Here is an 11,385-nt window from a genome sequence, read left to right on the forward strand (position 1 = left end):
GGCGAGCGCGGCGATCCCTACGCGGTGCTCTCGCGGCTGGGGCGGCGTCTGGAGCTCGTGCAGGACGCTGGCACGTTGCCGACGGTGGCCGCGACCGTCCGCGACGCCCTGCAGCTCTCTTCGGTGGCGATCGAGGTCGACGGCGGGCGGCGGGTCGCGCTGGGCCCCGAGCCTGCGGAGCCCACCGTCGTGCCGCTCATCACGGAGGGCGAACGAATCGGCAGCCTGGTGCTCGGGCCTCGCCCCGGCGAGCGGACGCTCGGCCCGCGGGATCTGCGGGTGCTGCGCGAGCTCGCCCGGCCGATCGCAGTGGCGGCCCGCGCGGTGCGGGAGGCCGATCGCGCCGCCCGGCTCGCCGCCGACCTGCAACGCTCGCGGGAGCGGCTGGTCGTCGCCCGCGAGGAGGAGCGGCGCCGGCTGCGTCGCGACCTGCACGACGGCCTCGGGCCGGCGCTCGCCGGGTTGACGATGCGCGCTGAGGCCGCCCGCGAGCTCGGCCCCGCGCAGGCCCGCAACCTGCTCGCCGAGATCGCCGTGGACGCGCAGACCGCCCTCGATGACGTGCGCAGGCTGGTCGACGGCCTGCGGCCGCCCGCGCTGGACACGCTCGGACTGGCGGGCGCGATCGAGGCGCATCTCGCCGGCCGGCCCGGCGGCGGCACCCCCGTCGCGTTGGAGGTGCCCGCCCCGCTGCCCGCGCTGCCCGCGCTGCCCGCTGCGGCGGAGGTGGCGGCCTACCGCATCGCTCTCGAGGCGGTGACTAACGTCGACCGGCACGCCGCGGCGCGCTCGGCGTGTATCCGGCTGGCGGTGGGGGGCGGGACGCTCGTCGTCGAGGTGGCCGACGACGGGCGTGGCGGGGCGGCCGACCGGGACGAGAGCGACATGGGCGTCGGGCTGGCGTCGATCCGGGAGCGGGCCGCCGAGCTGGGCGGGAGCTGTACTGTGATCGACCGCGCCGGTGGCGGCACGCTGGTGCGTGCGGAGCTGCCGTTGAGGCGGGCGGAGGAGGGCGAGGGTGGACCGTGTCCGGATCCTGCTGGTCGATGACCACGCGCACTTCCGGGCCGGGCTGCGCGCCCTGCTGGCCACTGCCCCGGACCTGGAGGTGTGTGGCGAGTCGGCCAGCGGTGAGGAGGCGCTCGCCGCGGTCGCGGCGCACCAGCCCGACGTGGTGCTGCTGGACCTGACCATGCCCGGCATGGGCGGTGTCGCCGCCGCCGAGCGGATCGTGGCGGCCAGCCCGCACGCGCGGGTGCTCGTGCTGAGCATGTCCGACGACGACGAGTCGGTGTTCGCCGCGCTGCGCGCCGGGGCGCGCGGCTACCTGCTCAAGGGCGCGGACCGCACCGAGATCCTGCGGTCGGTTCGCGCGGTCGCCGACGGCGAGGCGATCTTCGGGCCGAGTGTGGCCGCCCGGCTCGGGGTGTACTTCGCGGCGCCGCCCGCGCAACCGGCCGCGCCGCCGTTCCCCGAACTCACGGTCCGCGAGCGGGAGGTGCTCGACCTTGTCGCCCGCCATCTCACCAACCCGCAGATCGCGGCGCGGCTTGGCGTGAGTGGCAAGACCGTGCGCAACCACGTCTCGAACATCTTCGCCAAGCTGCAGGTCGCCGACCGGGCCGCCGCGGCCGCGCTCGCCCGCCGCTCCGGGCTGGGCGGCTGATCCGGCCCTGTTTGCGCTGCCCAGGTGGGGCTGTGAGTGCGTAACAGTGTTAGAACACTGTTACGCACTCACAGGGGTTCACAGGCGGCGGAAGAGGGGGCGGGGGAGGTGGCGCAGCGCGCTCATCACGAACCGCAGCGGAGCCGGTGCCCAGACCAGCTCCTTCCGTGTCCGCACCGCGTCCACCACGATCGCCGCCACCGCCCCCGGGGTGGTGGAGAACGGGGCGGGCTTGAGTCCCTCGGTCATCCTCGTGTGCACGAAGCCCGGCCGGACGACCGTCACGGTCACGCCGCGCGGGCGCAGCGCCTCGGTCAGACCGGTGTAGAACGCGTCGAGCCCGGCCTTGGTGGAGCCGTAGACGAAGTTGGCCCGGCGGGCCCGCTCGCCCGCCACCGACGACAGCGCCACGATGCTGCCGTGGCCCTGCTCGGAGAACCGCTCGGCCAGCGCCACCCCGACCGCTACCGCGCCGGTGTAGTTCACCTGCGCGAGCTCGACCGCCACGGCAACGTCGGTCCAGGCCTTCTCGTTGTCCCCGAGCAAACCGAAGGCCACGATCGCGACGTCGATGTCTCCGCCGGCGAAGGCCTTGCGCACCACCTCGGTGTGGGTCTCCACCGCCCGCGCGTCGAAGTCGAGCGTCTCGACCGCGCATCCGGAGGCCTCCAGGCGCCCGCGCGCCGCATCGAGCCGGTCGGACGGCCGCGCCGCGAGCACGACTCGCGGCGGCCGACCCGCGGCGAACGCCTCGACGATGGCCAGCCCGATCTCGGATGTTCCGCCCAGCAGCAGAATGCTCTGCGGATTGCCCACGGCGTCGATCATTGCTCGCTCCGCACAGTGTCGATCATGTCGTTCATCGAAGTTGCGCCAGGAGAGCGCCCGCTTCGGCGGGCGGAGGACTGGCGCTGCCTCCTTTCCCAGGAACTGTCGGTGGGGCGTGGGATGGTGCGCACATGAGGCTCCGGCGCTACCCCACCCGCGCCCAGGAGGCGGGTCTGCTCGGCCACTGGGCGCACGCCCGCCACGTGTGGAACCTCGCCGTCGAACAGCTCGGCCACTCCCGGCCCGGCCAGCACATGCCCGGGTATGGGGAGCAGCTCAACCGCCGCAAGGCCAGACAGCGCCTGGCCCGGCTGCACGCCCGTAACGCCGACCGGCGCCGCGACTTCGTCGAGAAGGCCAGCACCGAGCTGGCGTGGCGGTTCGACCGGATCCGCATCGAGGACCTGCGGATCAAGAACATGACCCGGTCCGCCCGCGGCACCGTCGAGCGGCCCGGACGCAACGTCGCCGCCAAGGCCGCGCTGAACCGGTCGATCCTCGCCGGAGGCTGGGGCCTGTTCCTCCGGCGGTTGCAGGACAAGGCCCCCGGACGGGTCGAGAAGATCAACCCCGCGTACACGAGCCAGACGTGCTCGGCGTGCGGGCACATCGCACGGGAGAGCCGCGAGAGCCAAGCCCTCTTCTGCTGCGTGGCCTGCGGACACGCCGAGCACGCCGACGTGAACGCAGCGAAGAACATTGCGGCCGGGCGGGCCGTGCGTGGAGCCGAGAACTCGTCGGCGTCGAAGCGCGAACCTCAACACGCACCTCCCCGGGTCGCGTAGTGGAAATCCCGGCCCTTCAGGGCCGGGAGGACGTCAAAGCAGCTCCAGTCGTCGCGCCATATCGGAGACGAACACGCCCTCGGGGTCCACCGCGGCACGAACCTTGCGCCATTCGTCGAGCCGTGGGTAGCCGCGCCGGATCGCCTCCGGCGAGGTCCGCGACTCCTTCGCCAGGTAGTGGCGTCCGCCGGCGTCGAGAACGAGCTCGTCGAGCTCGTCGCACAGCTCCCGCAGGCCGGGACCGATGGGAATGTCCACGCACAGCGTCCAGCCGGGCTTCGGGAACGACAGCGGCGCCCGGTTGCCTGCCCCGAACCGTTTGAGCACGTTGAGCGCGGAGACCTGCCCGGCCGCGGTCATCCGCTCCAGCACGGTGTGGATCACTTCGCCGCGCTCGGGTGGCACCACGAACTGGTACTGCAGGAACCCGCGCGGACCGTAGCCGCGGTTCCATTCGCCGACGATGTCCAGCGGGTGCAGGAACTGCGTGATGTTCTGGATCGCGCCCATCCTGGTGGGCGACTTGCGATACCAGAGCTCGCTGAAGATCTTTCCGGTGACCCGGTTGAGGAGCCCGGACGGGAAGACGTCGGGCACGGTCAGCAGCTGCGGATCGTCGAACTTGAGGGGGTCGCGACGCAGCTTGGGGGGCAGGCCGTCGAGCTTCGCGTGGTTGGCGCGGGTGAGCAGCCCGCGGCCGAAATGCCTGCCGGTGGTGACCGCGTCGAACCAGGAGACCGACTCGGCGTATTTGTCGTCGTCCTGGGTCTGCCGGGCCATCAGGTCGGCGAGGTTGTCGATCTGTTCGGTGTCGACGACGAAGTACGCGGTCTCGACGTGCTGCAACAGCAGCGTGGCGCGCACGACGACGCCGGTCAGACCCATTCCGCCGACCGTCGCCCAGAACAGCTCGGCGTCCGCGCCGTCGGGCGTCAGCGTGCGCAACGTCCCGTCCGCGGTGACCAGGTCGAGCGACTCGACGTGGTTGCCGAAGCTCCCGACGACGTGGTGGGCCTTGCCGTGGATGTCCGCGCCGATGGCGCCGCCGACCGTCACCTGACGGGTGCCCGGCAGCACCGGCAACCACAGCCCGAACGGCAGCGCGTGACGCATCAGGGTGTCCAGGCTGACCCCGGCGTCGACGACGACCCGCCCGGACTCGTCGTCAACGGAATGAATGGTGTCCAGCCCGGTCATGTCCAGCACGGTGCCGCCCGCGTTCTGGGCGGGGTCACCGTAGGAACGACCGAGCCCGCGGGCGATGATCCCACGCGGACCGGCGGCGGCGATCGCGGCCGCCACGTCCTCGGGGCTGCGCGGGCTGATCACATCGGCGACGGTGGGTGCGGTGCGTCCCCAGCCGTGCAGGCTCCTGGTCCGGCTCGACATCGGCGCCAGGCTACGCGGTGGCGGGGACCGCCTCCGCGGTGACCTCGGCGCGGCTGTGCCAGGCTGCCCGGTGTGCTGGAGGTGAGGACCGGGTCCGCGGACACCGTCGCGCGCCCCCGGCCGGACCGGGTCCGACGGCTGGCGCCGCCGGTGCTGGTGGTGGCGCTGTACCTGGCCGGCTCGCTCGCCCTGCATCACCGCGTCCTCGGCGGGTTCACCACGACGACGATCGGCCGGGTCACGGCCGATTCGGACCTGTTCATGTGGTGGCTGAACTGGACGCCGTGGGCGCTGCTGCACGGCGAGAACCCGCTGTTCACGACGCATCAGCACTATCCGCTGGGCGTCAACGCCATGTGGAACACCGGGACGCCGCTGCTCGGTCTGGCGCTCGCCCCGATCACGCTCACCGCGGGCCCGGTCGCGGCCTACAACACCGGCATGATCCTGGGCCCGGTGGTGTCCGGGGTGGCGCTGGCGGCGGCGCTGGGCCCGTACGTCCGACGCTGGGCGCCGCGCGCGGTGGCCGGCGCGCTGTACGCGTTCGGCCCGTTCCACCTCGCGCACACCTCCGCGGGCCACCTCAACCTCGTCTGGTCGGTGCTGCCGCCGGTCCTGCTGTATCTGGTGCACGTGCTGTTCGTGCGCAGGCTGGAGCGGCCGCTGCGCACCGGCGCGCTGGTCGGGGTGGTGCTGGCCGCCCAGACGGTGCTCTACACGCAGACCCTCGCGTTCGGCGTGCTGATGCTCGTCGTCACCGCGGCCGTGCTCGCAGCCCGGTGGCCGCGCCGGGCGCTCGCGGCGCTTCCCGGCCTGTGCCGCGCCGGGCCGGCCTGCCTCGGGGTGTACGCCGTGCTGTGCGCCTACCCGTTGTACCTGATCCTCGCCGGACCGGTCCGGCCCCGGGCCCCGATCCGGGACGTCGAGTTCTCCGGGGCGGACCTCGCCAACGCGGTCGTCCCCACGTCCCTGACCGCGTTCCGGTTCACCCCCGACGGGCCGGCCGAGCGGATGCAGGGACATCTCGGCGAGCAGGGCGGCTACCTGGGGCCGGCGATGCTCGCGCTGCTGGTGGTGGCGGTGGTCGCGGTGCGGTGCACGGCGTTGCGGGTGGCCGCGACCGTGGGCGCCATCGCGTATGTGTTCTCGCTCGGGCCCACCCTGGTGATCTTCGACGAGCACACCGGCGTTCCGCTGCCGTGGCGGGTGTTCACCGGGGTACCGCTGCTACTGGAGGCCGAACCGGTCCGGCTCCAGATCGTGGTTGTGCTGTGTGTCGCGGTCGTGGTCGCGCTGTGGCTGGACCGGCTGCCGTCGATGGCACCGCGCGGCGCGCGCGTCGCCGTCGCGGCGCTCACCGCCGTCGCGCTGCTCTCCTGGCTGCCGGCCGACCGCCAGCAGACCCAGTCCGCCGCCACGCCGGCCTTCTTCGCCACCGCGGCGCAGCATCTGCGGGCCGACGACGTCGTCGAGACCTATCCGCGGCTGAACAGCTGGTGGTACGGCGGCGCCGAGCCGCTGCGCTGGCAGGTCGCGTCAGGCATGGCCTACCGCACCACCGGCGGCTATTTCATCGGCTCCGACGCCGTCCACGACGTGCTGATCGAGTCGCCGTGGAACCGCTACCAGATCGGCGCGGCGTGGATCGCGGACGGGAAGGGCACGCCGGACGAGGGCTACGCCGCCGACGCCGGTGCCGAGCTGCGGTCGATACGGGCGACGGTCGTGATCGTGGTTCCCCCGCCGGACGCGGCTGCGGGGCCGATCCTCGACTGGACCCGGCGGGTCACCGGGAGTCCGGGTGAGCGCGTGGCGGACGCCTGGCTGTTCCGTCTTTGAGCGGCGTCCGGGGCGGACGTCGCGGGCACCCGATGGCTAGGCTCCGTTCTGTGAGCCTGCAACCCCCGTCCGGTGACAGCCGCGGGATCCGCATCTCCGATGCGGACCGTGAGCGCGCCGCGCAGCGGCTGCACCAGGCGCTGGCGGAGGGCCGCATCACGGTGGCCGAACTGGAGGAGCGGCTCGCCGCCGTCTACGCCGCCCGATTCGGCGCCGACCTGGTCCCGCCGCTGGAAGATCTGCCCGGCGACCCGCTCGACGTCACCGGGTCCCTGCCCGTGTCGTCGACGCCGGCGGGGCCGCCGGTGGTGCTGCGGGCCGGAATGGGCGGGTTGCGCCGGACCGGTGTCTGGCAGGTGCCTGCGCGGCTGCGGGTGCACAGCGGGATGGGCTCGGTCCTGCTCGACTTCTGCGACGCCGAGCTGCCGCATCCGGTCGTCGAGGTGGAGTTGCAGCTCGGCGCGGGCTCGGCCCGGCTGCTGGTGCCCGACGGCGCCACCGCCGACGTCGACGGGCTCGTCGCCGGGATGGGCACCGTCCGCTCGAAGGTTCCCGCCACCCCCGTCCCGGGCCACCCGCATTTCCGGGTGTACGGGCGCAGCGGGATGGGCTCGGTGACGGTGCGCCACCGCTATCGCTTCGCGGGTATCACCTTCTGACCCAGCCCCGCCTCCGCCGCGTCGAGAACGAGGTTGCGGCGAGCTGGATCGATCCGATTTCGCCACGACCTCGTTGGCGACGGCCGGGTCAGGGCAGCAGGCGCAGACCCTCCTCGACGGCGCCGCGCGCGGCCGCGGTCCGGCTCGACGCCCCGAGCTTGGCCAGGACGTGTTCGACGTGGTGCGCCGCGGTCCGTTCACTGATCCCCAGCCGGTGCGCGATGGCCACGTTGAGCAGCCCGGCGCTGAGCAGGGTCAGCACCTGCAGCTCGCGTGCGGTGAGGCCGTAGGGCGGCGGCGTCTCGCGCAGCACGACCAGGGTGCCACCGGCGATCTTCACCAGCCGGACCCGATGCCATCGGTCGCCCGTCCGGTGCAGGAAGCGCGCCTCGGCCACGGCGTCCGGACCGCCACGCCACGCCGTCACCCGGCGGACGAGATCCGGATCCCGATCGAGGGGGACCGGCACGTCCCGGTCGGGTAACGGCACGACGACCGCCTGGTCGCTGACGACCGCCGCGGTGGCGTCGCGTTCGAGATCGTCCAGCAGCAGGCTGATCCGCCGCGTGACGTCGGTGACCGACGCGAGTAGCGGCGCCAGATGGTGCAGCGCGGCCATCATCGGCGGGGTGGGCAGGTCCGGGTCGGTGGTGCTCAGATGCAGGTCGCCGGTGTAGCGGCCGTCCCGGGTGGTCAGCCGGGCGGTCGCACCCCCGGCGTAGCCCGCGGGCTGGAAGACCTGGATCACCGAGGGCGTGCGTGTGTAGTCGACGTCGATATCGCGCCAGCAGCGGGCGCGCCGCTCGGGACGGGTCACCAGTAACCGGTAGCCGACGTCGTCGCGGAGAAACGCGGGCGAGCACAGAAAGTCCAGCACGTCCGTGGGGTAGCCGGTCACGCAGAGCGGGACGTGTTCGCGCACGATCGGGTCGAAGGCGACGACCGTGGCGGCGACCACCGGCGCGCGGGCGCAGAGCTCGCCGAGCACCTCCGCGGCCGCCTCCTCGCGGGTGACCGGACCGTGTGCGGCGGCAGCGAGGCTCATCGCCAGGGTCATGGCGTCCTGCACGACTGACTCCCTCCCGCGGTGGAGACGGTGTCAGTCTCTCCACCGCGGGAGGGGGTCACAAGCGCCGGTCGGACGCGGGTCAGGCGCCGAGTGGCATCGGCTCGATCGGTTCCGGGTCGGCGAACCGGGTCAGCACGTTCCGGGTGAGCCGGGAGATGTCGTTGTCGTAGTCGTTGTGCGCCAGACTGCCGGCCCAGGCGATCGAGCCGGTCGAGAACACCGCGCCGCCGCCCGCCGTGGTGAAGTAGACGATGTCCGCGCGGACCTGGAAGCTGTCGGTTCCGCCCATGCCGTCGAACGGGAAGAAGATGTCCTCCGCGACCAGGGGGTAGTTGTCCGAGTGGCGGCCCGCACTGGTGGCCAGCAGCAGCGCGTGGGCGGGTGTGCCGAGCGCGAGGTCGTAGCGGTCGCATTCGTGACCGGCCGCGCCGCCGCCGACCAGCCCGTGGTCACCGATCAGGGTGGTGTCGTCGAGACCGTCGGTGATGAAGGACGCCTGTGGATGGGCAAAGTCGGTGAGCGGTACGTAGGCCGACGAGCGGTCCATCCCCTCGGTGGCGAAGCCGACGCCGAACAGCTTCTGCGGGGCGCGGCCCCGGTTGCGCCAGATGCCGCCGCGTTCGGGGGTGAACGTCATGTGCAGCTCGCCGGGCCGGGCCTGCCAGGCCCGGCAGCCGGCCTCGCCCTTGCGCACCTCGATCAGGTACGGCTTGTCCGGGTGGTAACTGGTCACCCAGTAGAATCCGTTGCCGCCCATGTACATCGCCCGCCCGCCGCGGGCGAGGTAGGTCTCCCAGGCGTCGAGCATCCGCGTCGAGTAGTACTCGGGGTGGGTCCCGGTGATGACGACCTGGTAGCGGCCGAGCAGCTCGGTGCCCTCCCGTTCGAGGTCCTCGTCGGTGGCCACGTCGAACTCGACGCCGATGCCCATGAGCCAGTCCACGAGGTGCAGATCGGCGGGGAACTGCCACAGCGACCCGGTCGTGTGCCGGAAGCCGGGTCGCATGGTGACGATCGGACGCAGCCGCGACGAATGGGCCACCCCCGTGCCGTCGGCGTGGTGATCGTAGGTCGACAGCCCGAACTCGGGGTGCTCGAGCAGGTTCAGGTCGGCGGCGGCCATCACCGAGGTGTGTCCGAGGATCGACTGGGCGACCGGCACCTCGGGAACGATGTGGTCGTTGGCGTAGGCCAGATAGCTCGCGGTCGGGAACAGCAGCAGCACCCGTGACGTCGCGGTGCCGCGCGGCGGCAGCACCCAGAACGGGATGTGGTCGACGTGTCCGCCGAGCGTCACGCGCAGCGCGTACACGCCGCTGGGCAGGTCATCAGGGACGACAAGGGTGACATCGGTGTCCCAGCGCGCGTCCTCGAGCGCGTCCGCACAGAAGTGGAGGGCGCCGTATTGCTCGGGCGCGTGCCGGTAGTTCTCCTCCTCGCCGGTCCAGTTCCAGCCGGTCATGCCTCGGTAGGGCTGGTTGTGGCAGCGGCCGTGCCAGCTGTGGGGCCCGACGTCGGCGCAGCGGTCCGCGGCGACGCCCGCCGGTCCGATCTCGGCGCTGAACTCCCAGCGGGCGAGCAGTCCGGACGCCGGGCGTTCGCCCCGGGCGAGCGCCGCGCGAGCGGCGTCGTCCGGCGGGCCGTCGAGGATCGTGGGGGTATCCAGCTTGCCGTTGTAGTGGCCACAGATCATCCCGGCCGCGCCGTCCCAGCATGCGGCGAGCACCGTCGGAGCCGCCGCGAGGGCCGCCGCCGGGGCCCCGCTGCCCGTCCCGTCGGTGCTGGTCACGATTCCGATCGCCGGGCTCCACAGGCTGTTCACCGAGGTCAGGGTCGGATCGGCGGTGAGCTGGGTGGCGCCCTCGTGCCAGCTTGCGATGATCGAGTACCAGGTCCAGGCCTGCAGCGGCTGCTGCGTGACGGTCTCGTGCACCGTCGAGCCGTCGCCGAGACGCAGCGTGAGACGCCCGCCGTCGGTCAGGCCGAGCCACCACCCGGTCCCGATCGCGGAGTCCCACCGCGACAGCAGGGTCTGACCGTCGAGGGCCGGTGTGGTCGGCTGGGCGAGGACGTGCACGGCGCCCGCGGCGGTGAGCGCGAGACCGCCGGCATCGTCGACGATCACCGCCGAGCCGGTGCGAATCTCCTGCTTCCGACCCGGATAACGTCCCGTGGCCGGGGTCGGCACCACCTCCTCGCGGAAGCCGGGCCCGGCCGGATTGGTGTCGCCGTTGCGCAGCCGGACGACCTCGGCGGTGAACTCGCCGGGCTCAGCACAGCTGATCTTGAACTCGATGGGTTCGCCCGGGGCGACCGAGAACCGGTCGGCGTAGCCGGTGACCGCGGGACGCACGACGTCGACCATCATGCCGCTCCCCGTAGGTCGTCGACCCGCTTTCGGAAGACCGCGTGCATGGCCTCCTCCTCGGTGCCGTACGGGCCGTCGTCGAGCACGGCCGGTGCCTCGCCGCGCGCCGCGCTCAGCACCCCGATGCGGTATTCCTTCCACGGCTCGACCGCGACGATGACGTATTTTCCCGGCACCGGCGCACGGCGCAGGTAGCGCAGGACGCGCTGCAGGGCGTCGCTGTGCGGGCCCGACGGGTTGGCGGCGTGTTCGGCGATCAGCTCGTCGGTCAGCAGTCCGGCCACGCGTTCTCGCGACCGCTGTTCGAAGAGCTCGTAGACCTCGAGTTGCCGATCCCGCATCTGTTACCGCCTCTCGCTGGTGGGCCCCGGGTGGGAGCCTCAGCGAACCGGGCGGAGGCGGCGCGGCTCAATGGGCAGCTCTGCCCACACCGCCCGGATCAGCCGAAGCGACGTCCCTCGTCGCGCCGGTAGGCCCAGCCGGCCAGCACCGCGGTGACCACCGTCCACACCGCGAACGCCACCATCGCGACGGCATCCGGCGGCGCGCCGGTCACGGCCCCGACGACGAGGTCGCGGGCACCACGGGAGGGCAGGATCGCGGAGACGGTCTGGAGCCAGTCCGGGAAGATCGTCGGTGGCAGGAACAGCCCGCCGCCGAACGCCATCGGGAAGAACACCAGCTGGGTCACCGGCAGCGCGGCCTTGACCGGCAGCGCGTAGCCGATCGCGAGACCCCCGAACAGGAAGGGCAGCCCGGCCACCAGCAGCGCCACCAGCCCG

The 11,385-nt window shown here is 72.7% G+C and carries 11 protein-coding genes; 5 read left to right on the forward strand and 6 right to left on the reverse strand.

Translation table 11 applies throughout. The features are described 5' to 3' along the window. Positions 1-84 precede the first annotated feature (84 nt). Together G567_RS26480 and G567_RS0102875 are read left to right on the forward strand one after the other, a co-directional pair. Entirely contained in the window at positions 85-1,050 is a 966-nt protein-coding gene (locus G567_RS26480; RefSeq protein ID WP_147200887.1) for a sensor histidine kinase, read from the forward strand. Then, positions 1,019-1,666, forward strand: coding sequence for a response regulator (locus tag G567_RS0102875; protein WP_028928778.1), 648 nt, complete (start codon positions 1,019-1,021; stop codon positions 1,664-1,666). Before G567_RS26480 ends, G567_RS0102875 begins: the two co-directional genes overlap by 32 nt. Before the next feature lie 78 nt (positions 1,667-1,744). Here G567_RS0102875 and dprE2 read toward each other — a convergent pair whose 3' ends face one another. Next, positions 1,745-2,494: a decaprenylphospho-beta-D-erythro-pentofuranosid-2-ulose 2-reductase gene (gene dprE2 / locus G567_RS0102880; protein WP_028928779.1), complete on the reverse strand. Its 750-nt coding sequence runs from the start codon at positions 2,492-2,494 to the stop codon at positions 1,745-1,747. Positions 2,495-2,625: 131 nt separating this feature from the next. On the opposite strand from dprE2, the gene G567_RS33830 reads away from it, so the two are divergent. Further along, positions 2,626-3,279, forward strand: coding sequence for an RNA-guided endonuclease InsQ/TnpB family protein (locus tag G567_RS33830; RefSeq protein ID WP_161631661.1), 654 nt, complete (start codon positions 2,626-2,628; stop codon positions 3,277-3,279). A 33-nt stretch (positions 3,280-3,312) separates the two neighbouring features. Here the strand turns inward: G567_RS33830 and dprE1 are convergent, their stop codons facing one another. Beyond that, complete coding sequence (dprE1, locus tag G567_RS0102890) at positions 3,313-4,668, reverse strand: decaprenylphosphoryl-beta-D-ribose oxidase (RefSeq protein ID WP_037055575.1); 1,356 nt, start codon at positions 4,666-4,668, stop codon at positions 3,313-3,315. 72 nt (positions 4,669-4,740) lie between these two features. On the opposite strand from dprE1, the gene G567_RS26490 reads away from it, so the two are divergent. Together G567_RS26490 and G567_RS0102900 are read left to right on the forward strand one after the other, a co-directional pair. After that, positions 4,741-6,507, forward strand: a complete 1,767-nt coding sequence (locus tag G567_RS26490; protein ID WP_051232158.1) for a hypothetical protein — start codon at positions 4,741-4,743, stop codon at positions 6,505-6,507. 50 nt (positions 6,508-6,557) lie between these two features. Further along, entirely contained in the window at positions 6,558-7,166 is a 609-nt protein-coding gene (locus G567_RS0102900) for a DUF1707 SHOCT-like domain-containing protein (protein WP_037055577.1), read from the forward strand. Positions 7,167-7,254: 88 nt separating this feature from the next. On the opposite strand, the gene G567_RS35890 is transcribed toward G567_RS0102900, so the two are convergent. The 4 genes from G567_RS35890 to G567_RS35895 form a co-directional block, all read right to left on the reverse strand. Further along, entirely contained in the window at positions 7,255-8,235 is a 981-nt protein-coding gene (locus G567_RS35890; RefSeq protein WP_147200889.1) for a helix-turn-helix transcriptional regulator, read from the reverse strand. A 79-nt stretch (positions 8,236-8,314) separates the two neighbouring features. Next, entirely contained in the window at positions 8,315-10,603 is a 2,289-nt protein-coding gene (locus tag G567_RS0102910; RefSeq protein WP_028928782.1) for a N,N-dimethylformamidase beta subunit family domain-containing protein, read from the reverse strand. Further along, on the reverse strand, positions 10,600-10,944 hold the full coding sequence (locus tag G567_RS26495; protein ID WP_037055582.1) for a N,N-dimethylformamidase alpha subunit family protein: 345 nt from the start codon (positions 10,942-10,944) through the stop codon (positions 10,600-10,602). Before G567_RS26495 ends, G567_RS0102910 begins: the two co-directional genes overlap by 4 nt. A 98-nt stretch (positions 10,945-11,042) precedes the next feature. Further along, entirely contained in the window at positions 11,043-11,378 is a 336-nt protein-coding gene (locus G567_RS35895) for an ABC transporter permease (protein ID WP_245585515.1), read from the reverse strand. Positions 11,379-11,385 lie beyond the last annotated feature (7 nt).

It is taken from the genome of Pseudonocardia asaccharolytica DSM 44247 = NBRC 16224 (assembly GCF_000423625.1).
Taxonomy (GTDB): domain Bacteria; phylum Actinomycetota; class Actinomycetes; order Mycobacteriales; family Pseudonocardiaceae; genus Pseudonocardia; species Pseudonocardia asaccharolytica.

Bases quoted from the DNA above. Each gene is read 5' to 3' on its own strand.
- dprE2 (WP_028928779.1), bottom strand. From the start codon at position 2,494: ATGATCGACGCCGTGGGCAATCCGCAGAGCATTCTGCTGCTGGGCGGA.
- G567_RS33830 (WP_161631661.1), top strand. From the start codon at position 2,626: ATGAGGCTCCGGCGCTACCCCACCCGCGCCCAGGAGGCGGGTCTGCTC.
- dprE1 (WP_037055575.1), bottom strand. From the start codon at position 4,668: ATGTCGAGCCGGACCAGGAGCCTGCACGGCTGGGGACGCACCGCACCC.
- G567_RS0102910 (WP_028928782.1), bottom strand. From the start codon at position 10,603: ATGATGGTCGACGTCGTGCGTCCCGCGGTCACCGGCTACGCCGACCGG.
- G567_RS26495 (WP_037055582.1), bottom strand. From the start codon at position 10,944: ATGCGGGATCGGCAACTCGAGGTCTACGAGCTCTTCGAACAGCGGTCG.